Consider the following 24,818-nt stretch of genomic DNA (forward strand, 5'->3'; position numbering starts at 1 on the left):
AAACATCTGAATTCCAAACCTTGAATGATCGCGACCTACTGATATTTCTTCGTTCGGCGCGTCGGTACCGCCGTGGCCGGATCGTCCGGCCACACGTGTTTCGGGTAGCGGCCCTTCATCTCTTTTTGCACCTCGCGGTAGGCGCCTTGCCAGAAGGCCGCCAGATCGCCGGTGATTTGCAACGGCCGGTGCGCCGGTGAGAGTAACTCAAGCACCACCGGGATGCGACCCTCCGCCAACATCGGGCTGCGCTGCTCGCCGAAAACCTCCTGCAAGCGCACCGCCAGCGCCGGCGGTTTACCGGCCTCATAACGGATCGGCAGGCGGCTACCGGTCGGCACAGTGTAATGAGTGGGTAACGCATTATCCAGCCGCTGCTTTTGCTGCCAGTCCAGCAGGCGGGACAGCGCCTCGGCGATGTTGACCTGCTTCAAGCCGCGCAGATCGCGCACGCCGTTCAGCGACGGCAACAGCCACTGCTCCAGCGCCGCCAGCAGCGGCTCTTCATCCATCGCCGGCCATTCCGCCTCCGGCAGCCAGGCTTGCGCGCACTGCAGGCGCACCCGCAATTGTTCAGCGGCGCCCTCCCAGTTGAGCACCGCCAACCCCTGCGCGCGCACCCAGTCGAGCAGCGCCTGCTGCAGCTCTTCGTCCGCCGGTTTGGCCAGCGGCTGAGCGCGCAGCGTCAGACGGCCGATCTGCTGGCGTTTCCAGGCGCGCAGCGTGCCCTTTTCTTCATCCCACTCCACCGCCGTGCGCTGCATGACCATCGCCGGCAGCTGCGCCGCCAGCGCTTCGATGTCCACCGGCAGCGCCAGCAGGATACGCGCATCGGGGCTGTTGTGGCCCTGCAACAGGCTGGGAACGATCAGCCAGGGGGCGCGCGACAGCGCCTCGTCCTGATTCATCGCCGCGCCCAGGCCGTTGGCCAGCAGGTAGCGGCCGTCCTGGCCACGCCGCTGGGCGATGCGATCGGTAAATGCCTGTGCCAACAGACGCGGCGCCAGCTCGACGTCGACTTGCCCCGCACGTTGCGGCAGGCGTTTGGCCAACTGCGCGGCGCGCTGCCGCCAGTTCGCTTGCGGGCGGCTCAGCCAATAACCGATATCCATCTGCCCGCCGCGCGGCGGTTCTTCCAGCAATGCCGCCAACAATGCCGCCGTCGCCAGGCCGTCGGCGCTCAGCGTCGCGCCGGCAACCAGCATCGCCGCCAACCGCGGCTCGCACCCCAACGCAGCCATCTGGCGCCCCGGCGCGGTGAGTTTGTCGCCGTCATCCGTAGCCCCCAACCGGCGCAACAGCGCCCTGGCCGCCGTCAATGCCGCCGCCGGAGGCGCATCCAGCCAGGTCAGTTGCGCCGGATCGTGGCAACCCCACTGCAACAGTTCGAGCCAGAAGCCGGTGAGATCGCTCTGCAAAATGTCCGGTTCGGCATGTTCCGCCGCGCGTTCCGCCTGTTCTTTGGCGAACAGATGCCAGCAAAGGCCCGGCTCCAGCCGCCCGGCGCGCCCGGCGCGCTGCACCATCGAGGCCTGACTGATGCGCTGCGTCGCCAGCCTCGTCAAACCGTTGCGCACGTCGTAACGCGCCACGCGCTCCAGACCGCTGTCCACCACCAGCCGAATGCCCTCGATCGTCAGGCTGGTTTCGGCGATGTTGGTCGCCAGCACCACCTTGCGGCGACCAGGCGCCGCCGGCTGAATCGCTTTTTGCTGTTGCGCCAGAGGCAAGGCGCCATACAGCGGGCAAAGATCGGTATCGCTCGCCACCTCGCCGGTCAATCGCTCCAGCACCCGATTGATCTCCGCCACGCCCGGCAGGAACAGCAGCAAAGATCCCGGCTGTTCGGCCAGCAACCGCTTCACCGCCGCCGCTACGCCGTCCTCCAACCGCTGATGGCTGGCCAACGGCTGATATAAACGCTCAACCGGGAAGCTTCTCCCCTCGGACACCACTACCGGCGCTTCCGGCAGCAACTGCGACAGGCGAGCGTTATCCAAGGTGGCCGACATGATCAGCAGCTTCAGATCGTCGCGCAGCCCTTGCTGCACATCGAGCAGCAACGCCAGCGCCAGATCGGCCTGCAGGCTGCGTTCGTGGAATTCATCGAGGATCACCAACGACACGCCCTGCAGCTCGGCATCCTGCTGCAACATGCGGGTGAGAATGCCTTCCGTCACCACTTCCAGCCGGGTCTGCGGCCCGCTTTTACTTTCGGCGCGCATGCGGTAGCCCACGGTCTGGCCGGGCTCCTCCCCCAGTTGCTGTGCCAGGCGGTAAGCGACGTTTTTCGCCGCCAGCCGCCGCGGCTCCAGCATGATAATGCGCCCCGGCAACCCGGCCTTCGCCAGGAGCTGCAGCGGCAGCCAGGTGGATTTACCGGCGCCGGTCGGGGCGTGCAACAGCACCTGAGGAGCGGACTGCAACGCAGCCAGCAACTCATCAAGCACCGCGCTGACGGGCAATGAAGACACTGAACTCTCCGTGGTGGTTAACGTTAAACGGCGTACAGTGTAGCATTAGCTTTGTCCCCGTAGCCTTTCAAACTGCGGCGTCGTTAGCTATAGTACGGAGCTCATTCGTGCGCCGCGCCCCTCGCGGGGCCGCTGCCAGCAACGTTTACCGCTGTTCCCGACCGTTTTGTCATGCATTTGCCGAGCCCTTATGTCCAATTCGCGCCGCCTGTTTTTCGCCCTGTCCTTGCCTGACGCCCTGCAACAGCAGGTGATCCGCTGGCGCGCCGAGGCGTTTGCGCCGGAGGCCGGCCGGCCGGTGGCTGCGGCCAATTTGCATCTGACGCTGGCGTTTCTCGGCGAGGTCACCGCGCAGAAAGAGCAAGCGCTGCGCAAGCTGGCCGGCCGCATCGTACAACCCGGGTTCAGCATGCGGCTCGACGATCTCGGCCATTGGCCGCGCCCCGGCGTGGTCTGGCTCGGCACCCGCCGCGCGCCGCGCGGGCTGCTGCAGCTGGCCGAGCTGCTGCGATCGCAGGCCGCCCGCAGCGGCTGCCATCAAAGCGCGCTGCCGTTCCATCCGCATGTCACGCTGCTGCGCGCCGCCACCCAGCCGGTGGCGATCCCACCGGCGACGCCGGGCTGGGCGTTCAGCGCCGACGCCTTTTCCTTATATGAGTCGGTGTTCGAAAACGGCCGCACCCGCTATCAACACCTCGAACAGTGGCCGCTGGCCAAACAGGCATCCGCATGATTTTTTCTCCACCGCTGCGTTCCGCCACGCTGATCAAACGTTACAAACGCTTTCTGGCGGACGTGATCACCCCGGAAGGGGAAACCTTTACGCTGCACTGCGCCAATACCGGCGCCATGACCGGCTGCGCCACGCCCGGCGACACCGTTTGGTACTCCACCTCGGACAATCCCAAGCGCAAATACGCTCACAGCTGGGAGTTGACCCATACCCAACAGGGGCACTGGATCTGCGTCAATACCCTGCGCGCCAACGCGCTGGTGCGCGAGGCGATTGAACACAATTTAATCAATGAATTATCCGGTTACAGTAAAATCAGCGGCGAGGTGAAATACGGCGGTGAAAACAGCCGTATCGATTTGTTATTACAGGCAGAAAATCGGGTTAACTGCTATATTGAAGTTAAGTCAGTCACATTACTGCAACAACAACGTGGTTACTTTCCTGATGCGGTAACGCTCAGAGGGCAAAAGCACCTGCGTGAGTTGCTCAGCGTGGTTGAAAGCGGGCAACGGGCGGTGTTGTTCTTTGCCGTGTTACACAGCGGTATTGAGCAGGTCGCACCGGCACATCATATAGATGAGCGCTATGCGGCGCTGTTGGCACAGGTCCGGCAGTTGGGAGTGGAAGTGGTTTGCTACGGGGCAAAATTATCACCTGACGGTATTTATCTCTGCGATAAGCTGCCGTTTTTTATCGATTAGCGCAGTCGGGTCCCTATAAATAGACAACCGGCCAGCACGATCGCCAAATACGCCCTCCTTCACACGATTGTCAAGCGGGCGACAGGAATAATTGCCAACCTACCTTCCTTCTGTTATTTATAGCGGCCTGTTTTTCCCCCGCATTGGGGATTCGATAGTGCGTGTGTATGTAGGAGAAGCAACATGCAAGAAGGGCAAAACCGTAAAACCTCGTCCTTGAGCATTCTCGCCATCGCTGGGGTGGAGCCGTACCAAGAGAAGCCGGGCGAAGAGTACATGAACGACGCCCAGTTGTCGCATTTCAAGCGCATTCTTGAAGCGTGGCGCAACCAGCTCAGGGACGAAGTGGACCGTACTGTATCGCATATGCAAGAAGAGGCAGCCAACTTCCCTGATCCGGCCGACCGTGCCACTCAGGAAGAAGAGTTCAGCCTTGAACTGCGTAACCGTGACCGTGAACGCAAACTGATCAAAAAGATCGAGAAAACGCTGAAGAAAGTGGAAGACGATGATTTCGGCTACTGCGAATCTTGTGGCGTGGAGATCGGTATTCGTCGCCTCGAAGCGCGTCCGACCGCCGATTTGTGCATCGACTGCAAGACGCTGGCCGAGATCCGCGAAAAGCAGATGGCCGGCTAATACCGCTACTCTAAATGATTGGAGCTGCATCAAGGTGGCAAGAATGCGCATCCCGATGAGCTTACTCAAGTAAGTGATTCGGGTAAGCAGGCGCAGCTAACACAGATGCAGTTTCAAGCATAACGAGTATGTTACCGCTGCGGCGTGCGTACCCGCGTGCGCCGCACAGAGAAAAGGGAACCTCTCCCCTCTGATATGCAAGAAAGTCATTATGTGGGGCGCTTTGCCCCATCGCCTTCCGGGGATCTGCATTTCGGTTCGCTGATTGCCGCTCTGGGAAGCTACCTTCAGGCTCGCGCCCAACGCGGGCAGTGGCTGGTTCGCATCGAAGATATCGACCCGCCGCGTGAAGTCCCCGGCGCCGCCGCTCGCATCCTGTCCGCGCTGGAACATTATGGTCTCCACTGGGACGGCCAGGTCATCTATCAATCCCAACGTCACGACGCCTATCGCGCCGCGCTGGATCTGTTGCAGCGCCAGGGGCTCAGCTATTACTGCACCTGCACCCGCAGCCGCATCCAGCACATCGGCGGATTGTACGACGGCCACTGCCGCGATTTGCAGCTCGGCCCGCAGGGTGCCGCTATCCGCTTGCGTCAGACCGCCCCCGTTTACCGGTTCCACGATCGCCTGCAGGGAGAATTGCACGCCGATCCGGCGCTGGCGGGGGAAGACTTTATCATTCGCCGCCGCGATGGGCTGTTCGCCTACAACCTGGCGGTGGTGATCGACGACCATTTTCAGGGCGTGACCGAGATTGTCCGCGGCGCCGATCTGATCGAACCGACGGTGCGCCAAATTGCCCTCTACCGCCAGCTGCAGGCGCCGGTGCCCGCCTATGTGCATCTGCCGCTGGCGCTGGGCGCCAACGGCATCAAGCTGTCGAAGCAAAATCATGCGCCGGCGTTGCCCGCAGGCGATCCGCGCCCGGTGCTGATCGCCGCGCTGAAATTTCTGCGCCAACCGCTGCCGGAAAGCTGGCAAGATCTTGACCTGCCATTATTATTGAGCTGGGCGATCGAACACTGGCGGTTGGAAAACGTGCCGCGTCAGGAGGCTATCCCTCTGGATGAAAACACGCCGGCATTCTCAAAGGAGCCATGGTGAGCTATGATTAGCCGCTATTTTTTGTTAGCTCCATTTTTATCAGTCACTATCGAGGTGTACCATTTTTACCCGAGTAGCCAACTTCTGTCGTAAGGTACTGACCCGCGATGACAAGCTGCCCCGCGACGACGCGGCGGCCGGCGATAAAAACGTAGTCCGCGAAGAGCGTGCCGCGGCGCCAAGCCGCCCTGCGCCGCAGCCGCGCGCCGCCGATAACGGCAGCAACGCCCCTGCCCGCCGCTCAACGCCGCGCAAGCGTCCGCCTTTTCCTATCGCCGAGAGCAACGACTCGATGACCGTGATCCCGCGCGAACAGCACTCGATCTCCCGTAAAGACATCAGCGAAAATGCGCTGAAAGTGCTTTATCGCCTGAACAAGTCCGGCTACGAGGCTTATCTGGTCGGCGGCGGGGTGCGCGATCTGTTGCTCGGCAAAAAGCCGAAAGACTTCGACATCACCACCAACGCCACGCCGGAACAAGTGCGCAAACTGTTCCGCAACTGCCGCCTGGTCGGCCGCCGCTTCCGTCTGGCGCACGTGATGTTTGGGCCGGAGATCATCGAAGTGGCCACCTTCCGCGGTCACCACGAACAGAATCAGGAATCCGACAAGAATTCCTCCCAGCAGGCGCAAAACGGCATGCTGCTGCGCGACAACATCTTCGGTTCGATCGAGGAAGACGCCCAGCGCCGTGATTTCACCATCAACAGCCTGTACTACGGCGTGGCGGATTTCACCCTGCGCGATTACGTCGGCGGCCTGAACGATCTGAAACAAGGCGTGATCCGCCTGATCGGCGATCCGGAAACCCGCTACCGCGAAGATCCGGTGCGCATGCTGCGCGCGGTGCGCTTCGCCGCCAAGCTGGACATGCGCATCAGCGAAGAGACCGCCGAGCCGATCCCGCGCCTGGCCTCGCTGCTGCATGAGATCCCGCCGGCGCGTCTGTTCGAAGAATCCCTCAAGCTGCTGCAGGCGGGTTACGGTTTCCAAACCTACCTGAAGCTGTGCGAATATCAGCTGTTCCAACCGCTGTTCCCGCTGATCGCCCGCAACTTCACGCCGAACCACGATACGCCGATGGAGCGCATTCTGGTGCAGGTGCTGAAGAACACCGATCATCGTCTGCAGAACGACATGCGCGTCAACCCGGCGTTCCTGTTCGCCGCCATGCTGTGGTACCCGCTGCTGGAGCACGCGCAGAAGCTGGCGCAGGAAAGCGGCCTGGCCTACTACGACGCCTTCGCGCTGGCGATGAACGATGTGCTCGACGAGCAGTGCCGCTCGTTGGCGATCCCGAAACGCATCACCACGCTGGTGCGCGATATCTGGCAGCTGCAGCTGCGCCTGTCCCGCCGCCAGGGCAAACGCGCACACAAACTGATGGAGCATCCGAAATTCCGCGCCGCCTATGATTTGCTGGCGCTGCGTGCGGAAGTGGAAGACAATCAGGAAATGTTGCGTCTGGCCGAGTGGTGGGGCGAGTTCCAGGACGCCACGCCGGCGCGGCAGAAAGCCATGCTGAGCACCCTGGGTGACGATCCGGCGCCGCGCCGCGCGCGCCAACGCCGCCCTCGCCGCCGGGCACCGCGTAAAGAAGGGGCATAATGATCCGCGTTTATATCGCGCTGGGCAGCAACCTGGCGCAGCCGCTGCAACAGGTTAACGCCGCGCTGGAGGCGCTGGAGCATCTCCCGCGCACCCGGCTGGTCACCTGTTCTTCGTTTTACCGCACCAAGCCGCTGGGGCCGCAAAACCAGCCGGACTTTCTCAATGCGGTGGTGGCACTGGATACCCTGTTGCCGCCCGAACAGCTGCTCGACCATACCCAGGCGATAGAACGCAATCAGGGGCGCGTGCGCAAGGATGAACGCTGGGGGCCGCGCACGCTCGATCTGGACATCATGCTGTACGGCGACAAGGTGATCCATACCGATCGCCTGACGGTGCCGCATTACGGCCTGAAAGAGCGCGAATTCATGCTCTACCCGCTGGCGGAAATCGCCCCCGATCTGATTTTCCCCGATGGCGAACCGCTCGCCAGCTGCCTCAAGCGCGTGCCGGAAAACGGCATGGCGCTGTGGCACTCGCCAAAACCGAAATCCTGACCCGCCTACAGCGCCAACCGCGCGACAAATCCCCCCGCCGGGCGATTGGCGAAACTGATCTGTAAACCATGCAAGCCGGCAATACGCTGTACGATCGAGAGCCCCAGCCCGCTGCCGGTTTGTTCCTGCCCCGGCGGGCGATAGAAACGCTCTCCGAGCCGCGCCAGATGCTCCGTGGTGACACCCGGACCGTCGTCCGCCACCGTCAGCGAACGTTCGCTCAACGTCACGGTGACGACGCCGCCCTGCGGGGTATAGCGCACCGCGTTGTCCAGCAGATTGCGCAACAGCAACGACAGCAGCAAGGTTTCTCCCTGACGCGGCGGCGGCGTTCCCCGATGTTCATAGCGTAGCGTCACGCCCGCCGCATGAGCCTGCCGGTCCTGTTCCGCCAGGGTCATCGTCACCAGATCGTTCCAGTCGATCGGCGCCAGTTCGGCCAGATCCGACAGCGAATCCAGCCGCGACAGCGTCAACAGCTGATCCACCAGCCGGGTGGCGCGATCGATGCCGAGCGTCAGATTGTCCAGCGCGTGCTCGCGCATCGGCGCATCGTCCCCCGCCAGCTGCACCACTTCAGTCTGCACCCGCAGCGCCGCCAGCGGGCTGCGCAACTCGTGCGCGGCATCGGAGGTGAAGCGTCGCTCCCGCACCAGCAAAGCGTTGATGCGGGCAAACAGCGCATTGAGCGCATCCACCAGCGGGCGCACCTCGGTCGGCACCTGACGCGCGTCCAGCGGCGTCGCATCATCGGGCGCGCGCCGGCGCAAACCGGCGGCTACCGTGCGCAACGGCCGCAGCTCGCGCCCGACCATCAGCGCGATCAGCAGCATCAGCACCGGCAGCGTCACCAGCCAGGGCACCAGTTGGCCGGTCACCATGCCCAGCGCCATATCGCGCCGGTAATCCCACTCCTGGCCGACCACGATGCGGTAGCGCCCGTCCGGGCTGGTCAGCCACACCAGGCGCCAGCTGTCGTCATCGCCTTTGCGCTCGCCGTCGGTAAAACCCTCACGCTCCCCGTCAAACAGGAAGTCGGCACCGTTCTCGCCGTCGTTGAGCAGCATCTTGCCCTGGCGATCGAAGATGGCGAACGCCAGCGCGTCGTCGTCCTGCTCGCCGCGCTTGCCGTGATGCACCAGCTTCTTGGTTTTCGGCAGGCTGCGCGCGCTTTCATCGGCCAACAGATCGCCGAGGTTGGCGGTCGCCAGCCGTTTGGCGAACAGCATCTGTTGGGTGTCGAACACTTCGTTGATGGTATTGCGCGACATCACCCAGGCCACCACGCTGGCGGTGCTCCAGGTCAGCAGCGCCAGCAGGCTGAAGATCAGGATCAGACGCAGCCGCAGGCTGAGACGCTTCACGGCGCATCCCCCAGCGTGTAACCCACGCCGTGGATGGTACGGATGAAGCCGTTACCCAGCTTGCGCCGCAGGTGGTGAATATGCACCTCCACCGCGTTACTGCTCACTTCGTCGTCCCAGTTGTACAGTTTCTCCTGAATCAACGGCCGCGCCAGCACGCGCCCTTTGTTGTGCAGAAACAGCTCCAGTACCGCCAATTCGCGCGGCGTCAGCGTCACCGGCTCGCCGTTGCAGCTCACGCTGCGGGTGGCGCTGTCGAACACCACGTTGCCATGCGTCAGCTGCGGCATCAGTTGGCCGTGGCGACGGCGGATCAGCGCCTGCAGGCGCGCCGCCACTTCGGCCAGCGCGAACGGCTTGCACAGATAATCGTCGGCACCGCTTTGCAGCCCGCTGACCCGCTGCTCCAGCGCATCGCGGGCGGTGAGGATCAGCACCGGCACGTCCTGCCCGGCCTGGCGCCACTGGCGCAGCAGATCCAGGCCGTCGAGGCCCGGCAGGCTGAGATCGAGGATCACCGCGTCGTACGGCGCGCTGTCCAGCGCATTTTTGCCGACGGCGCCGTCGGTGAACCAGTCCAGATTGAAGCCGAGTTTGGTCAGCCCGGCCTTGATGCCGTCCCCGATCAGTTTGTCATCTTCGATCAACAGAATTCGCATGAGTATCCCTTTTGAGTCTTGGCGCCATTGCACCACAAGGTTCTTAAGAACCGCTTAAGCATGGCGATCCGCGCTACCCACCCCGATCGGGTTACAGTAGAATGGCTGCACTTTTTTGCAGCCTGGGCCTGCGTAAGCCGCACGGCCCTTTCAGGAGACGTTGTGATGAAACCCACCACCGTGACCCATTTGCGCCAGTGGAAACAGGAGCAGCGCAAGTTTGCTACCCTTACCGCCTACGATGCCAGCTTTGCCAAACTGTTTGAAGAGCAAGGCATCAAAGTCCTGTTGGTGGGCGATTCGCTGGGCATGACGCTGCAGGGCCACGACTCCACGCTGCCGGTCACCGTCGCCGACGTGGCCTACCACACGCGCGCCGTGCGCCGCGGCGCGCCGGCCTGCCTGCTGCTGGCCGATCTGCCGTTCATGAGTTACGCCACCCCGGAACAGACCTTCGCCAACGCCGCCGAGCTGATGCGCGCCGGCGCCAACATGGTGAAACTGGAAGGCGGCAGCTGGCTGTGCGACACGGTGAAAATGCTCGCTGAACGCGCGGTACCGGTGTGCGGACACCTGGGCCTGACGCCGCAGTCGGTCAACGTGTTCGGCGGCTATAAGGTGCAAGGACGCGACGAACTGGCCGCCAAACAGCTGTTGCAGGACGCGCAGAATCTGGAACTGGCCGGCATTCAGCTGCTGGTGCTGGAATGCGTGCCGACCGAGCTGGCGCGCCAGATCACCGAAGCGCTGTCCATTCCGGTCATCGGCATCGGCGCCGGCAACGGCACCGACGGCCAGATCCTGGTGATGCATGACGCCTTCGGCATCACCGGCGGCCACACGCCGAAGTTCGCCAAGAACTTCCTGGCGCAGAGCGGCGATATCCGCACGGCGGTGCAGCATTACATTCAGGAAGTGGAGCAAGGCCTCTACCCGGCGGCTGAACACTCTTTTAACTAAGCGATGGTTCCAGGAGTCCCCCAATGATTATTATCGAAACCCTGCCGATGCTGCGTCAGCAGATCCGCCGCTGGCGCCAGGAAGGCAAACGCATCGCACTGGTGCCGACCATGGGCAACCTGCACGACGGCCACATGACGCTGGTCGATGAAGCGCGCGCCCGCGCCGACGTGGTGGTGGTGAGCATCTTCGTTAACCCGATGCAGTTCGATCGGCCGGACGATCTGGCGCGCTACCCGCGCACGCTGCAGGAAGACAGCGAGAAGCTGACTCGCCGCGGCGTCGATCTGGTGTTTGCGCCGGCCCCGGCCGCGGTTTATCCGCAGGGCCTGGAGCAGCAGACCTACGTCGATGTGCCGGGCATCTCCACCATCCTGGAAGGCGCAAGCCGTCCGGGCCACTTCCGCGGCGTTTCCACCATCGTCAGCAAGCTGTTCAACCTGGTGCAGCCTGATTTGGCCTGTTTCGGCGAGAAGGATTACCAACAGCTGGCGCTGATCCGCAAAATGGTGGCGGACATGGGTTACGACATCGATATCGTCGGCGTGCCGACCGTGCGCGCCAAAGACGGCCTGGCCCTCAGCTCGCGCAACGGTTACCTGACCGCCGAAGAGCGCAAGGTTGCGCCGCAGCTGAGCAAAATCATGAACGCGCTGGCGCAACAGTTGGCCAATGGCGAGCGCCAGGTCGAAGCGCTGCTAGAGCAGACCGCCGAGCAGCTGCGCGCCGCCGGCTTTACGCCGGATGAGTTGTTTATTCGCGACGCCGACAGCCTGCAGCCGCTGACGGTGGACAGCCAGCGGGCGGTGGTGCTGATGGCCGCCTGGCTGGGCAAGGCGCGTCTTATCGACAACCAGCAGGTCGACCTGACGCTGTAAGCCGTTTTTTATACTGTCGTCACCCTGAAGCCCTGGCCATTGGTAGACAATGGCGAAGCAATCGGTGACGATAGAGATTGCAGGGATGCAGGAGAGATGTTCAACCCCAGCGCCTGTGAAGGCCGATATTCAGTTAGGTAAAGCTATGATACGTACTATGCTGCAAGGCAAGCTGCATCGCGTCAAAGTCACTCAGGCTGACTTGCACTATGAAGGATCCTGCGCCATCGACCAGGATTTCCTGGAGGCCGCCGGCATTCTGGAATATGAAGCGATCGATATTTACAACGTGGATAACGGCCAGCGCTTCTCCACCTACGCCATCGCCGCCGAGCGCGGTTCGCGCATCATATCGGTCAACGGCGCCGCCGCGCGCTGCGCCTGCGTCGGCGACAAACTGATCATCTGCTCCTATGTGCAAATGACCGACGCCGACGCCCGCCAACACCACCCGAAAGTCGCCTATTTCGAAGGTGACAACAACCTGCAGCGCAAGGCGAAAGCCGTGCCGGTTCAGGTCGCCTGACAATAAAACGGGCGCCTTGCGCGCCCGTTCTTCCTTATTGCACCACCACCGTGCCCGGCTTGTTGGCTATCCGATCCGCCATGGTCTGGATCGAGTCGGTGCGCAGAATATACAGCCGCTTCAGCGTATAGGGGTTATCCCCCGGCTTTACCTTGCCCTGCACCGTGGTCACCGCCAGATGGAAACCGGCGTCCTGCGCCGCCTGAATCGCCCGTTGGTTATAGCCGCCGAACGGGTAGGACAGATACAGCACGTGCGGATTGAACTGCGACAGCGCGCGGCGCGAGCGCTCAAAATCGAACTCGATATTGTGCAGCGAACGGCTCAGCAAAATCGGCTGGCGATTGCCGTCGGTGCGGTGCAGGAAATGGGTATGCGACTGCACGTCGAACACGTCCTGAATCTGCTTGAGCTCCGAGACGCTCATAAACTGCAGCGAGTCCGGGTTCCATTTCTGCGGGTGGCGTTTGATGCGCGAAGAGATGATGAACGCCGTGGCGCGGAAACCGTAATCCTTCAGCACCGGATAAGCGTAGCGATACACCGATTTCAGGCCGTCGTCAAAAGTCAGCACGATCGCCTTGCCCGGCAGGTTGATCTGATTTTTCAGGTAGGCTTCCAGCTGGTACAGCGAAATGGTGTCGTAACCCGCCTGCTTCAGGTAGGTCATCTGGTTGCTGAACGCCACGTCTGAAGTGGTGGTCGAGGTGTGGCGGAAGCGTTTGTTCTCTTCGTTTTTCAGCAGGTGGTGGTAAGTCAGCACCGGTATGCCGTTATCGATCTCGCAGTCCAACTCATTAATGAACCCCAGCCGCTCGCCGATGTTGACCTCGTACCAGGTGTTGTTCAGGCGATCCTTCAGCTTGCCGATGATCGGATAGCGCAGGTTGCCTTCCAGCGTGCCCAAGACCTCGCTGTCCTTGTCCGCTGCGGTGTATACGTCGATCGTTTTTTGCGTGATCAGATTCTGGTTGGTCAGCGGTTTGTTCAGCTCGCCCAGATCGTCTTGCACCTTGCGCGACTTCTTCAATTCACGCACGTCGTCTTTATCGATAAAGCCGGTACCATGCCCAAATTTGAATTCGTAGTATTCCGCATCCGCCGGGAAGACTTGGATCAGTTGCCCGCGCTTCACCTCCCCTACCGGGATCACATGCTCGCCCACCAACGCATAGACTTCGCTATCGCGCTGCGCTTCCATGTATTCAGATTTAACCGCGCTGTCTTCCGACAGCAAACTAGCCAGGCTCACAGGGGAAACCAACGACATCAGAATGCCGAGCAACCCAGCCGTTAACGTGTATTGAGACCGCATGATGATGTTCTGCTTACGAGTGCGTAATGACAAAAGTGGAGGAAATGTGGAGCGCCAGCATAGCACGATTTGAACAGCGGGGAACTAGCGGTTATTTGAGCAATTCTATTGATTTACGCGCCGCCTGCGCCAAATCAAGAAAAGCGCCCCCGCCGGGAAAGCGAGGGCGCGATACGATCAGCTGCGCAGGCCGCGGCCGCGCTCGATCAGGTACCAGGACAGCAGGTAAAACACCGCGATAAATGCCACCAGCACCGCCATGGTGAACGCCAGCGGCACATCGTTGATGCCGAGGAAACCGTAGCGGAAGCCGCTGATCATATAAACGATGGGGTTCAGCTTGGACACCGCCTGCCAGAATGGCGGCAGCAGCGACAGCGAGTAGAACACCCCGCCCAGGTAAGTCAGCGGCGTCAGCACGAAGGTCGGGATCAGGCTGATGTCGTCGAAAGTGGTGGCGAACACCGCATTGATCAGCCCCGCCAGCGAGAACAGGATCGCCGTCAACAGCAGCGTCAGCGCAATCACCCACCAGGCGTGCACCTGCAGCGGCACGAAGAACAGCGAGATGATGGTCACCAGCACGCCGACGCAGATGCCGCGCGCCACGCCGCCGCCGACATAGCCGGCGATCACCACGTGGGTCGGCACCGGCGCCACCAGCAGTTCCTCAATGTTGCGCTGAAACTTGGCGCTGAAGAACGACGAGGCGACGTTGGCATAGGAGTTGGTGATCACCGCCATCATGATAAGGCCGGGCACGATGAACTGCATGTAGCTGAAGCCGTGCATATCGCCGATGCGCGAGCCGATCAGGTTACCGAAGATGATGAAGTACAGCGTCATGGTGATCACCGGCGGCACCAGGGTCTGGATCCAGATGCGCGCGAACCGGTTTACCTCTTTGGCCCAGATGCTTTGTAAGGCCACCCAATACAAACGCGTCATGCTTTCTCTCCATTGCCGTTAACCAGGGTGACAAACAGCTCTTCCAGGCGGTTCGCCTTATTGCGCATGCTCAGCACCTGCACGCCCTGCGCGCTCAGCTGGGCGAACAGGCCGTTCAGCCCTTGCTCGCGCATCACCTCCACTTCCAGCGTCGAGGTATCCGTCAGGCGGCTGTGGTAACCGTCCAGCTTCGGCAGCGGGCTCTTCGCCGCCAGATCGAGGATGAAGGTTTCCGACTTCAGCTTGGCCAGCAGCCCCTTCATCGAGGTGTTTTCCACCAGTTCCCCGTTCTGGATGATGCCGATGTTGCGGCACAGCATCTCCGCCTCTTCCAGATAGTGGGTGGTGAGGATAATGGTGGTGCCCTGGGCGTTCAGCTCTTTCAGGAAGCCCCACATCGAGCGACGCAGCTCAATATCCACCCCGGCGGTCGGCTCATCGAGAATCAGCAGCTTCGGCTGATGCATCAACGCGCGGGCGATCATCAGGCGGCGCTTCATGCCGCCGGACAGCATGCGGGCGCGCTCGTTGCGCTTGCCCCACAGATCCAGCTGATTGAGGTATTTTTCGGCGCGCGCCATCGCTTCACGCCGCGTGACGCCGTAGTAACCCGCCTGGTTCACCACGATCTGCAACACGGTCTCGAACGGGTTGAAGTTGAACTCCTGCGGCACCAGGCCGAGCTGGCGCTTGGCGTTGACGATGTCTTTATCGATGTCGTAACCGAACACCCGCACGCTGCCGGCGGTTTTGTTCACCAGCGAGCTGATGATGCCGATGGTGGTGGACTTTCCGGCGCCGTTTGGCCCCAGCAGGGCATAAAAGTCCCCCGCTTCGACGCTCAGGTCGATGCCGCGCAGCGCCTTGACGCCACCGGCGTAAGTCTTGGTCAGCTGCGCTAATTCCAGTGCATAATTCATATGTAAAATAGTACCTTATAACGATGAGTATGCCGCCGCGCCCCTGTTTGCGAGGCTTGAAACACTAACAATAATCCTAGCATCGACGGCGTTTTCACTGCGTCGAATCCGTGCGGTAAATGAGGCTGCACCACTGTTCCGATTTCCAAATTGTGACGCTTACCCTATATTACCCCAACGCAATCTGTCCGTTACGGGTCAATCACCTTCATGAAAGAAATCGAAGAGCTTATCGCCAACAACCAGGCCTGGTCGGCCAATATCAGTCAGGAAGACCCGGAATTTTTTGAACGTTTAGCCCAGGCGCAAAAGCCCCGCTTCTTATGGATTGGTTGCTCTGACAGCCGCGTTCCCGCAGAACGCCTGACCGGCCTCGAGCCGGGTGAACTGTTCGTCCATCGCAACGTGGCGAACCTCGTGATCCACACCGATCTTAACTGCCTGTCGGTGGTGCAGTATGCGGTAGATGTGCTGGAAGTCGAACACATCATCATCTGCGGCCACCTGGGCTGCGGCGGCGTGCAGGCGGCGGTGGAAAACCCTGAGCTGGGATTGATCGACAACTGGCTGCTGCACATTCGCGATCTGTGGTACAAGCACAGCTCGCTGCTGGGCGAGCTGCCGCCGGAACAGCGTTTCGACATGCTGTGCGAGATCAACGTCATTGAACAGGTGTACAACCTGGGCCACTCCACCATCATGCAGTCCGCCTGGAAGCGCGGCCAGAAGGTGATGATCCACGGTTGGGTGTACGGCATTCAGGACGGCCGTCTGCGCGATATGGAAGTGCTGGCGACCAGCCGCGAGAGCCTGGAGATGGGCTACCGCAAAGCGATAGCCAAACTGAAGCAGGATAAAGGCGTATAACCCCGCCGCGGGCGCGGCTTGCCGCGCCCCACATCCAATTACTCGTCCAGCAGCACCACTTTGCCGACGTACGGCAGGTGACGGTAGCGCTGAGCGTAGTCGATGCCATACCCCACCACGAACTCATCCGGGATCGAGAAACCGACATATTCGACCGGCACCTGTACTTCACGGCGCTCAGGTTTGTCCAGCAAGGTGCAAATCGCCAGCGACTTCGGCCCGCGCAGCGCCAAAATCTCGCGCACTTTGTTCAGCGTGTTGCCGGAATCGATGATGTCTTCCACGATCAGCACGTCTTTGCCGCGAATGTCTTCGTCCAGATCCTTGAGGATCTTCACGTCGCGGGTGGTGGACATGCCGCTGCCGTAGCTGGAGGCGGTCATAAAGTCGACTTCGTGCGGCACCTCGATCGCGCGGCAGAGATCGGCCATGAACATGAAGGAGCCGCGCAGCAGCCCGACCAGCACCATGTCGCTGCCGCTGTCGCGGTAATGTTCGGTGATCTGGCGGCCAAGTTCGGCGATACGGGTCTTAACTTCCTGCTCGGAAATCATTACGTCTACAGTGTGTTTCATAGTATTCAGGTCAGTTGCCGGAAGAAAGGCGCAGAGTTTAGCATAGGCCGTTACGACTTGCCTCTCTCCCGGACAGGGGAGTTTTCTTTATTAAGGGTATTCCTGACGAGCGTGCAGGACACTCACTATTTCAATATGTGCAGCCAGCACGCGGTAAACCACAATGTAATTAGGATGAACAACCATTTCACGAGTCCCGTTCACCCTGCCAGGCCGGAATAGATAAGGATGTTCCGCTAACGGGATAACCGACTCTTCAATGCGTTGTAACAAAGCCTCAGCGGCAAGTGGATTTCGCTCAGCGATAAAAGCCAGCAGCGTATATAAACCCGTTTTTGCTTCGTCAGTCCATTTGACGGTTAACATAAGGGTCAGGCCGATTTTCTTTTGGCTTTCGCCTGCTCGATAATGTGACGAGCGCCGGCCATGACTTCGTCATGGGGGATACGGGAGGAGTCGCTATTGATGGAAGATTCCACAGTTCTTCTGAACCAACGATCGTAGCTATCAGCCTGCTCTTGAGTCTCAAACTCAGAAACGATGGGATCCAATTTTGTCGGCATGACGCACTCCTCAAAAGCTGATATTTTAATCAGTATAACGGCTTCCTTTCATTGAACCAAGCGCTGGCGACGCGAGCGCACCGCCACCTGAGCGATGAACCGCGATCATTCGTCGACGGTAAAGCCCATCATCATGCCGGTATCTTCGTGTTCCAACAGGTGGCAGTGGGCCATATACGCATGTTCGCTGCTTGCCGGATGATCGAAGCGCACCAGCACTTCGCTGCGCCACCCTTCGACGCGCACCGTGTCCTTCCAGCCGCTGCGATGCGCCGCCGGCGGTTTGCCGTTTTCCGACAAGATACGGAACTGGGTGCCGTGAATGTGGAACGGATGCAACATCATGTCGCCCTCACCGGAAATGGTCCATTTCTCATACTGGCCTCGTTTGGCGGCGAACATCGGCTTGGTCATATCGAAGGCCTTGCCGTTGATCATGTTGCCGTGGCTGAAGTCGAACGGTTTGGCTTTGCTCTGCGCGCCGCCGTGATCCATCCCGGCCATCTTGCCATGATCCATGCCCTTCATGTTGCCGTGGTCCATGCCCTGCATGCCGCCCTTCTCCATGCCTTTCATGTCTCCAGCGCCCGTCGCGCCATGATTCATGCTCATGCCTGCCATCGCCTGGTGGCCATAGCGATCCATCAGCGCCTGCATGCCGAGCCTATCCAGCTGCGGATCCATCATCAGCTGCAGCCAACGCTCCTGGATGCCGGTGGTGGCAGGCAATGTCGGCAGCTTCACCAGGCTGTCCGGCATGGTTTTGATACCCTGCGCCAACGACGGCTGAATGCGCAGCACCGGCAGCGGTTGATCGAACGGCGCCAACGTCATGCCCATCTGCTTCACCGGCAGCGTCACGATATCAAACGCTTTCCCGTCGGAGGCATCGACCAGCACTTCAAAGCGTTCGCCCATCAGCATCGGCAGCTCGGTCAGCTTCACCGGCTCCGCCAGGAAACCGCCGTCGCTGGCGATAACATACAGCGGACGGTTGTCACTGGCCGCCAGATTCAACGAGCGGGCGTTGCAGCCGTTGAGAAAACGCAGACGCAACCAGCCGCGCGGCGCCAGATGTTGCGGATACTGCGCGCCATTGGTGAACATGCGATCGCCAAACCAGCCCACCGCCGCGCTCATCACGTCCAGGCGGTATTCGATCTGCGCGTCTTTATCCAGCCGCTTATCCTGCAGGATCACCGGAATATCATCCTGCCCCCAGGTTTTCGGCAGCGGCAGTTTGGCGCTTTCATCGTCTTCCAGCAGTACCAACCCCGCCAGCCCCATCATCACCTGGCTGCCGGTTTTACCGTGCGTGTGCGGGTGGAACCAGCAGGTGGCCGCCGGTTGATCGACGGTGAAATTCACCGTGCGCGTCGCGCCGGGGTGGATCAGCGCCTGCGGGCCGCCATCGACGTCGCCGGGAATTTCCAGCCCGTGCCAGTGGACGGTACTGGCCTCCGCCAGGCTGTTTTTGATATCGACCGTCACCGGCTGGCCACGCTGCAGCTTCACCGCCGGCCCGAGCAGCGCGCCGTTGAATCCCCAGGTTTTGGTGGCGGCGCCGGGCAACCAGCGGGTTTCCCCCGCCTGCAGCGCCAGCGCAATCTTTCCCTGCGCGCCCGGCGTCAACAGCGGCGGTACCGGCAGGGCCGGCCGATCGGTCGCCCAGGCAGCCCGGCTCCATAACGGCAATGCGCTCGCCGCGCCCAGCGCAGCGGTTAATTTAATAAAATCACGGCGTAACATCGCTGACTCCCTTTTCTCAGTGACATAACTCAATGCCACCAGCCTAAACCTTCCCCCAGGCGGAAGGTCAAGCCTTTCCTGGCGGTATTTTAAGCTATGCCTCACAATCAGAGAGTGTGACTGACACACGCGACGCCGGCCCGGCAGCAATAAAATTTGGTGCCTTTACAGGCAAGTGTGGTAACGTCAACAGACGACAAACAGGCCTATTTCATGATGAAAAAAACAACGTTATCGATGCTGTTGCTGGCGATGCTGGGCTTCTCCAACGCCAGTCTGGCGCTGAATGAATCCGAGGCGGAAGATCTGGCCGATCTGACGGCGGTATTTATTTATTTGAAAAATGATTGCGGCTACAACGATTTGCCAAATGTGCAAATCAAACGCGCTATCGTCTATTTCGCACAACAAAACCGCTGGGATTTGAGCAACTACAACAGCTTTAACATGAAGGCGCTGGGCGAAGACAGCTATCGCGATCTCAGCGGCATCGCCATTCCAACGCCTAAGAAGTGCAAATCGCTGGCGCGCGACTCGTTGAGCCTGCTGGCCTACGCCAACTAATTCCGCCTCTCTCCCCCACCCGCCTTTCGCTCTCTCTGTCTGAAATTCAACCGTGCATCGCCAGACAGAGTTAGCTATGATGTTGCGCCGATTTTTCATGGCTGTTATTACGGAGTTTCCCGCACATGACCCAGAAAGAAATTTGGTACGAAACGCTGCATACGGGCTTCGGCCAGTACTTCTCGGTAGAGAAGGTGCTGTACCGCGAGAAGACCGATCATCAGGATCTGGTGATCTTCGAGAACCCGGTGCTGGGGCGCGTGATGGCGCTCGACGGCGTGGTGCAAACCACCGAGCGTGACGAGTTCATCTATCACGAAATGCTGACCCACGTGCCGCTGCTGGCGCATGGCCAGGCGAAGAAAGTGCTGATCATCGGCGGCGGCGACGGCGGCATGCTGCGCGAAGTCAGCCGGCACCCTGGCGTGGAGCAGATCACCATGGTCGAGATCGACGCCGGCGTCGTCGAGTTCTGCCGCCAATACCTGCCCAACCACAGCGCCGGCGCCTATGACGATCCGCGCTTCAAGTTGGTGATCGACGACGGCGTCAACTTCGTGAATCAAACCGACGAAACGTTCGATGTGATCATCTCCGACTGCACCGATCCGATCGGCCCCGGCGAAAGCCTGTTCACCTCGGCGTTTTATGAAGGCTGCGCCCGCTGCCTGAATGAGGGCGGCATTTTCGTTGCGCAGAACGGCGTCTGCTTCCTGCAACAGGACGAGGCGGTCAACAGCCACGCCAAACTGAGCCGCTACTTTAGCGACGTCAGCTTCTATCAGGCGGCGATCCCGACCTATTACGGCGGCATCATGACCTTTGCCTGGGCGAGCCAGAACCCGGCGCTGCGCCAGCGCGATCTGCCTACCCTGCAACAGCGCTTTAACCAAAGCGGCCTACACTGCCGTTATTACAACCCGGCAATTCACGTCGGCAGCTTTGCCCTGCCGCAATATTTGCTCAATGCCCTGAACGTAACACGTTAAGCGAGAAGATAAAGGAGGTGGCCCAAATTGCATAAGCTAAAACTGCACGGCTTCAACAACCTGACCAAGAGCCTGAGTTTTTGTATTTACGATATTTGTTACGCCAAAACCGCGGACGATCGCGATGGCTATATCGCCTACATAGACGAACAATATAACGCCAACCGGCTGACCGAGATCCTGAGCGAAACCTGCTCGATCATCGGCGCCAATATTCTGAACATCGCGCGTCAGGACTACGAGCCGCAGGGCGCCAGCGTCACCATCCTGGTCAGCGAAGAGCCGATCGATCCGAAAGACGTCGATACGTCGGAACACCCAGGCCCGCTGCCGAATACGGTCGTCGCGCACCTGGACAAAAGCCATATCTGCGTACACACCTACCCGGAAAGCCATCCGGAAGGCGGGCTGTGCACCTTTCGCGCCGATATCGAGGTCTCGACCTGCGGCGTCATTTCGCCCCTCAAGGCGCTGAACTATTTAATTCACCAGCTGGAATCCGACATCGTCACCATGGACTATCGCGTGCGCGGTTTTACCCGCGACGTGAACGGCGTGAAACATTACATCGATCATGAGATCAATTCGATCCAGAACTTTATGTCGGAAGACATCAAGGCGCTGTACCACATGATGGACGTGAACGTTTACCAGGAAAATATCTTCCATACCAAGATGTTGCTGAAGGATTTCGATCTGAAGCACTACCTGTTTAACGCGGAGCCGGAGGCGTTGAGCGCCGCCGAGCGCAAGCAGATCACCGATCTGTTATGGAAAGAGATGCAGGAAATCTATTACGGCCGCAATATTCCGCATCTATGATGGAAAGGGCGCGGCACGCCGCGCCCTGATGCTTAGTACTTCAGCATGAAAGAACGATAGGCCTTCAACACCCGCAGGAAGTCCTCAACGCCGCAGAATGAGAGGCTTTCTTCATCGTAGTAGTTCATCCCCTCTTCCATTTCATCGCCCTCGAACTCCAGCTGATTGGCGCGGATCATCACTTCTTCACCGTCCATCAGCAGCGTATATTCATGGCCTTCCAGCTGCCATTGACGCTCGCTGCCTTTGACCTCGGCCGCACCGGCTTCAATCCGGTCCAGCAGGTTGAAATCGCCTTTAACTTCTTCATTGATCCAGTGGCCAATCGCTTCATGCCCCATCGAAAATCTGACGATCACCTGACCGGTGACGTCACGCAGAAATTCGTAATCCATAGCATGCCCTCCTGAGCCCTTTTTCTTAGTGTAAACATAAATGGCTGACTAACTCAGTGAGCGCTCGCAAAGTTGGCAACTGAGCAAAATAAAACGGGAGGCCAAGGCCTCCCGTTAAACAGTTGCGCAATATAGCGGCTTACACGGCGGTTTGGAAGATCACGCCGTCGGCTTTTTCGGTGTACTGGCCCAGCTGGTCAAAGTTCAGGTAGCGGTAGGTATCCGCCGCCGTCTTGTCGACCTGCGCCATATAGGTCTGGTACTCGTCCGGCGTCGGCAGGCGGCCCAGCAGGGACGCTACCGCGGCCAGTTCGGCAGACGCCAGATAGACGTTGGCGCCGGTGCCCAGACGGTTCGGGAAGTTACGGGTTGAGGTGGAAACCACCGTCGCGCCGTCCGCCACGCGCGCCTGGTTGCCCATGCACAGCGAGCAGCCCGGGATCTCGATACGCGCGCCGCTCTTGCCGAAGACGCTGTAGTAGCCTTCTTCGGTCAGCTGAGCCGCATCCATCTTGGTTGGCGGCGCCACCCACAGACGGGTCGGCAGCTGGCCCTTGTGCTGATCCAGCAGCTTGCCGGCCGCGCGGAAGTGGCCGATGTTGGTCATGCAAGAACCGATGAATACCTCATCGATTTTGCTGTTGGCCACGTCGGACAGCAGGCGCGCGTCGTCAGGATCGTTCGGCGCGCACAGGATCGGCTCTTTGATCTCGTTCAGATCGATGTCGATCACCGCCGCGTATTCCGCATCCGCATCGCCTTCCAGCAGTTGCGGATCCGCCAGCCATTTTTCCATGCCCTGAATACGGCGCTCCAGCGTACGGCGATCGCCGTAGCCTTCGGAGATCATCCACTTCAGCAGCACGATGTTGGAGTTCAGGTACTCTTCGATCGGCGCCTTGTCCAGCTTGATGGTACAACCGGCGGCGGAACGTTCGGCGGACGCATCGGTCAGCTCAAACGCCTGCTCGACCTTCAGGTCCGGCAGGCCTTCGATCTCCAGAATGCGGCCGGAGAAGATGTTTTTCTTGCCCTTCTTCTCGACGGTCAGCAGACCCTGCTGGATCGCGTAGTAAGGGATGGCGTGCACCAGATCGCGCAGGGTGATGCCCGGCTGCATTTTGCCTTTGAAGCGCACCAGCACCGACTCAGGCATATCCAGCGGCATCACGCCGGTCGCGGCGGCAAACGCCACCAGACCGGAACCGGCCGGGAAGGAGATGCCGATCGGGAAGCGGGTGTGGGAATCGCCGCCGGTGCCGACGGTGTCAGGCAGCAGCATGCGGTTCAGCCAGGAGTGGATCACGCCGTCGCCCGGACGCAGCGATACGCCGCCGCGGTTCATGATGAAGTCAGGCAGCGTGTGGTGCGTGGTCACGTCGACCGGTTTCGGGTACGCGGCGGTGTGGCAGAACGACTGCATGACCAGATCGGCGGAGAAGCCGAGGCAGGCCAGGTCTTTCAGCTCATCGCGGGTCATCGGGCCGGTGGTGTCCTGAGAGCCGACGGAGGTCATCTTCGGTTCGCAGTATTCGCCTGGGCGAATGCCGGCGACGCCGCAGGCGCGGCCGACCATTTTCTGCGCCAGCGAGAAGCCTTTGCTGCTGGCGGCTACCGGTTTGGCGATGCGGAACACGTCGCTGTGCGGCAGACCCAGCGCTTCGCGCGCCTTGGTGGTCAGGCCGCGGCCGATGATCAGCGGGATACGGCCGCCGGCGCGCACTTCATCCAACAGCACGTCGGTTTTCAGCTCGAAGTTGGCGATCAGCGCGCCGGTTTCGTGGTTGCGCACTTCACCTTTGTACGGGTAAACGTCGATCACGTCGCCCATATTCAGCTCGGACACGTCCACTTCGATCGGCAAGGCGCCGGCATCTTCCATGGTATTGAAGAAGATAGGCGCAATCTTGCCGCCCAGCACCACGCCGCCGCCACGTTTGTTCGGCACGTGCGGGATGTCGTCGCCCATGAACCACAGCACCGAGTTGGTGGCGGATTTACGGGAGGAACCGGTGCCGACCACATCGCCGACGTAGGCCAGCGGGAAGCCTTTCTTGTTCAGCAGCTCGATCTGTTTGATCGGGCCGACGCTGCCAGGCTGATCCGGCACGATGCCTTCACGTTCGTTTTTCAGCATCGCCAGCGCGTGCAGCGGGATGTCCGGGCGCGACCAGGCGTCCGGCGCCGGAGAAAGGTCGTCGGTGTTGGTTTCGCCGGTCACTTTGAACACGGTGACGGTGATCTTTTCCGCCAGCTCAGGGCGCGACAGATACCATTCGGCGTCAGCCCAGGACTGCATGATCTGCTTGGCGTGCGGGTTGCCGGCCTTGGCCTTCTCTTCCACGTCGTAGAAGTTGTCGAACATCAGCAGCGTGTGGGACAGCGCTTTGGCGGCGATCGGCGCCAGCTTCTCGTTGTCCAGCGCTTCGATCAGCGGATGAATGTTATAGCCGCCCTGCATGGTGCCTAACAATTCAATGGCTTTCTCGGGGGTAACCAGGGGGGATGTCGCTTCACCTTTGGCGATGGCCGCCAGGAAACCTGCTTTGACGTAGGCGGCTTCGTCGACGCCCGGTGGAACACGGTTAATCAGCAGGTCTAACAGGAATTCTTCTTCGCCTTTTGGCGGATTCTTCAGTAGTTCGACCAGCGCGGCCATTTGGGTGGCGTCTAGCGGCTTAGGGGCGATGCCCTCAGCAGCACGCTCGGCTACGTGCTTACGGTATTCTTCTAGCACGACGTTCTCCTCGCTCTCATTGTCATTTATTGTGCCTGGCGTATATGCAAACCGGGTTTATACCCTTTGGGTTTCACTCTGTGGCTAGGCGATCGGCCCGTAAAGGCCCCGAAACGGTGACTGGGGCAAACAAGCGCGGTCAAACAGCGTTACAGCATGAAAGACTGATGGGTAGAGCGCACGGCGATATTGATGCCATCTATCCTGACGGGGCACTGCTG

25 protein-coding genes are annotated in these 24,818 nt (G+C 60.4%); 13 read left to right on the plus strand and 12 right to left on the minus strand.

Annotated features, from left to right (window positions below):
- Window positions 1–35: 35 nt before the first annotated feature.
- On the minus strand, window positions 36–2,474 hold the full coding sequence (hrpB, locus tag IT763_RS19490) for an ATP-dependent helicase HrpB (RefSeq protein ID WP_170913144.1): 2,439 nt from the start codon (window positions 2,472–2,474) through the stop codon (window positions 36–38).
- A 190-nt stretch (window positions 2,475–2,664) separates the two neighbouring features.
- Here hrpB and thpR point away from each other — a divergent pair, with 190 nt between their 5' ends.
- The 6 genes from thpR (at window position 2,665) to folK (ending at window position 7,766) form a co-directional block, all read left to right on the plus strand.
- Window positions 2,665–3,207 carry an RNA 2',3'-cyclic phosphodiesterase gene (thpR, locus tag IT763_RS19495; protein WP_016930058.1) on the plus strand — a complete coding sequence of 181 codons (543 nt, stop codon included), beginning with the start codon at window positions 2,665–2,667 and terminating at the stop codon, window positions 3,205–3,207.
- The gene (gene sfsA, locus IT763_RS19500) at window positions 3,204–3,911 is read left to right on the plus strand and encodes a DNA/RNA nuclease SfsA (protein WP_004937572.1); all 708 of its coding nucleotides are present in this window, start codon (window positions 3,204–3,206) and stop codon (window positions 3,909–3,911) included. Before thpR ends, sfsA begins: the two co-directional genes overlap by 4 nt.
- 183 nt (window positions 3,912–4,094) lie before the next feature.
- Entirely contained in the window at window positions 4,095–4,550 is a 456-nt protein-coding gene (dksA, locus tag IT763_RS19505) for an RNA polymerase-binding protein DksA (protein WP_004937569.1), read from the plus strand.
- 195 nt (window positions 4,551–4,745) lie between these two features.
- On the plus strand, window positions 4,746–5,657 hold the full coding sequence (gene gluQRS, locus IT763_RS19510; protein WP_004937564.1) for a tRNA glutamyl-Q(34) synthetase GluQRS: 912 nt from the start codon (window positions 4,746–4,748) through the stop codon (window positions 5,655–5,657).
- A 61-nt stretch (window positions 5,658–5,718) separates the two neighbouring features.
- Window positions 5,719–7,266 carry a polynucleotide adenylyltransferase PcnB gene (gene pcnB, locus IT763_RS19515; protein ID WP_071591451.1) on the plus strand — a complete coding sequence of 516 codons (1,548 nt, stop codon included), beginning with the start codon at window positions 5,719–5,721 and terminating at the stop codon, window positions 7,264–7,266.
- Window positions 7,266–7,766 (plus strand): 2-amino-4-hydroxy-6-hydroxymethyldihydropteridine diphosphokinase, encoded by a 501-nt coding sequence (folK, locus tag IT763_RS19520; RefSeq protein ID WP_004937558.1) that lies wholly within the window; start codon window positions 7,266–7,268, stop codon window positions 7,764–7,766. Before pcnB ends, folK begins: the two co-directional genes overlap by 1 nt.
- A gap of 5 nt (window positions 7,767–7,771) precedes the next feature.
- Here folK and qseC read toward each other — a convergent pair whose 3' ends face one another.
- Together qseC and qseB are read right to left on the minus strand one after the other, a co-directional pair.
- On the minus strand, window positions 7,772–9,130 hold the full coding sequence (gene qseC, locus IT763_RS19525) for a quorum sensing histidine kinase QseC (protein ID WP_176062681.1): 1,359 nt from the start codon (window positions 9,128–9,130) through the stop codon (window positions 7,772–7,774).
- Complete coding sequence (gene qseB / locus IT763_RS19530) at window positions 9,127–9,789, minus strand: quorum sensing response regulator transcription factor QseB (protein WP_004937550.1); 663 nt, start codon at window positions 9,787–9,789, stop codon at window positions 9,127–9,129. Before qseB ends, qseC begins: the two co-directional genes overlap by 4 nt.
- Before the next feature lie 165 nt (window positions 9,790–9,954).
- On the opposite strand from qseB, the gene panB reads away from it, so the two are divergent.
- From panB to panD, 3 genes are all read left to right on the plus strand, one after another.
- The gene (gene panB / locus IT763_RS19535) at window positions 9,955–10,749 is read left to right on the plus strand and encodes a 3-methyl-2-oxobutanoate hydroxymethyltransferase (protein WP_004937548.1); all 795 of its coding nucleotides are present in this window, start codon (window positions 9,955–9,957) and stop codon (window positions 10,747–10,749) included.
- 23 nt (window positions 10,750–10,772) lie between these two features.
- Window positions 10,773–11,627, plus strand: coding sequence for a pantoate--beta-alanine ligase (gene panC, locus IT763_RS19540; RefSeq protein WP_016930063.1), 855 nt, complete (start codon window positions 10,773–10,775; stop codon window positions 11,625–11,627).
- Between the two features lie 145 nt (window positions 11,628–11,772).
- Entirely contained in the window at window positions 11,773–12,153 is a 381-nt protein-coding gene (gene panD, locus IT763_RS19545) for an aspartate 1-decarboxylase (RefSeq protein ID WP_004937544.1), read from the plus strand.
- A 34-nt stretch (window positions 12,154–12,187) separates the two neighbouring features.
- Here the strand turns inward: panD and IT763_RS19550 are convergent, their stop codons facing one another.
- The 3 genes from IT763_RS19550 to IT763_RS19560 form a co-directional block, all read right to left on the minus strand.
- Window positions 12,188–13,468 (minus strand): polysaccharide deacetylase family protein, encoded by a 1,281-nt coding sequence (locus tag IT763_RS19550; RefSeq protein ID WP_028127378.1) that lies wholly within the window; start codon window positions 13,466–13,468, stop codon window positions 12,188–12,190.
- Between the two features lie 177 nt (window positions 13,469–13,645).
- Window positions 13,646–14,416 carry an ABC transporter permease gene (locus IT763_RS19555; protein WP_004937535.1) on the minus strand — a complete coding sequence of 257 codons (771 nt, stop codon included), beginning with the start codon at window positions 14,414–14,416 and terminating at the stop codon, window positions 13,646–13,648.
- Window positions 14,413–15,336 (minus strand): ABC transporter ATP-binding protein, encoded by a 924-nt coding sequence (locus IT763_RS19560; protein ID WP_015379030.1) that lies wholly within the window; start codon window positions 15,334–15,336, stop codon window positions 14,413–14,415. The genes IT763_RS19555 and IT763_RS19560 overlap by 4 nt, the downstream gene beginning before the upstream one ends.
- A gap of 210 nt (window positions 15,337–15,546) precedes the next feature.
- Here IT763_RS19560 and can point away from each other — a divergent pair, with 210 nt between their 5' ends.
- Complete coding sequence (gene can, locus IT763_RS19565) at window positions 15,547–16,203, plus strand: carbonate dehydratase (protein ID WP_016930066.1); 657 nt, start codon at window positions 15,547–15,549, stop codon at window positions 16,201–16,203.
- Between the two features lie 38 nt (window positions 16,204–16,241).
- Here can and hpt read toward each other — a convergent pair whose 3' ends face one another.
- The 4 genes from hpt to cueO form a co-directional block, all read right to left on the minus strand.
- Window positions 16,242–16,778 carry a hypoxanthine phosphoribosyltransferase gene (gene hpt, locus IT763_RS19570; RefSeq protein ID WP_004937527.1) on the minus strand — a complete coding sequence of 179 codons (537 nt, stop codon included), beginning with the start codon at window positions 16,776–16,778 and terminating at the stop codon, window positions 16,242–16,244.
- Between the two features lie 90 nt (window positions 16,779–16,868).
- Window positions 16,869–17,144: a type II toxin-antitoxin system RelE/ParE family toxin gene (locus IT763_RS19575; RefSeq protein WP_049208401.1), complete on the minus strand. Its 276-nt coding sequence runs from the start codon at window positions 17,142–17,144 to the stop codon at window positions 16,869–16,871.
- A gap of 5 nt (window positions 17,145–17,149) precedes the next feature.
- A complete protein-coding gene (locus tag IT763_RS19580) occupies window positions 17,150–17,341 on the minus strand; it encodes a stability determinant (RefSeq protein ID WP_206194943.1) in 192 nt (63 codons plus the stop codon).
- A gap of 105 nt (window positions 17,342–17,446) precedes the next feature.
- The gene (gene cueO, locus IT763_RS19585; protein WP_164053471.1) at window positions 17,447–19,090 is read right to left on the minus strand and encodes a multicopper oxidase CueO; all 1,644 of its coding nucleotides are present in this window, start codon (window positions 19,088–19,090) and stop codon (window positions 17,447–17,449) included.
- Between the two features lie 216 nt (window positions 19,091–19,306).
- Between cueO and IT763_RS19590 the strand changes: the two genes are divergently transcribed.
- From IT763_RS19590 to speD, 3 genes are all read left to right on the plus strand, one after another.
- Window positions 19,307–19,654 carry a YacC family pilotin-like protein gene (locus tag IT763_RS19590; protein ID WP_033634347.1) on the plus strand — a complete coding sequence of 116 codons (348 nt, stop codon included), beginning with the start codon at window positions 19,307–19,309 and terminating at the stop codon, window positions 19,652–19,654.
- Window positions 19,655–19,779: 125 nt separating this feature from the next.
- Window positions 19,780–20,643, plus strand: a complete 864-nt coding sequence (gene speE, locus IT763_RS19595; protein ID WP_016930071.1) for a polyamine aminopropyltransferase — start codon at window positions 19,780–19,782, stop codon at window positions 20,641–20,643.
- A 27-nt stretch (window positions 20,644–20,670) separates the two neighbouring features.
- Window positions 20,671–21,465 carry an adenosylmethionine decarboxylase gene (speD, locus tag IT763_RS19600; protein ID WP_004937510.1) on the plus strand — a complete coding sequence of 265 codons (795 nt, stop codon included), beginning with the start codon at window positions 20,671–20,673 and terminating at the stop codon, window positions 21,463–21,465.
- 32 nt (window positions 21,466–21,497) lie between these two features.
- Here the strand turns inward: speD and yacL are convergent, their stop codons facing one another.
- Complete coding sequence (gene yacL, locus IT763_RS19605; RefSeq protein ID WP_016930072.1) at window positions 21,498–21,860, minus strand: protein YacL; 363 nt, start codon at window positions 21,858–21,860, stop codon at window positions 21,498–21,500.
- A gap of 139 nt (window positions 21,861–21,999) precedes the next feature.
- Window positions 22,000–24,597, minus strand: a complete 2,598-nt coding sequence (gene acnB / locus IT763_RS19610) for a bifunctional aconitate hydratase 2/2-methylisocitrate dehydratase (protein ID WP_004937504.1) — start codon at window positions 24,595–24,597, stop codon at window positions 22,000–22,002.
- Window positions 24,598–24,818: the final 221 nt, after the last annotated feature.

It is taken from the genome of Serratia sp. CMO1, from assembly GCF_015689115.1.
In the GTDB taxonomy this organism is placed as follows: Bacteria; Pseudomonadota; Gammaproteobacteria; order Enterobacterales; family Enterobacteriaceae; genus Serratia; species Serratia marcescens.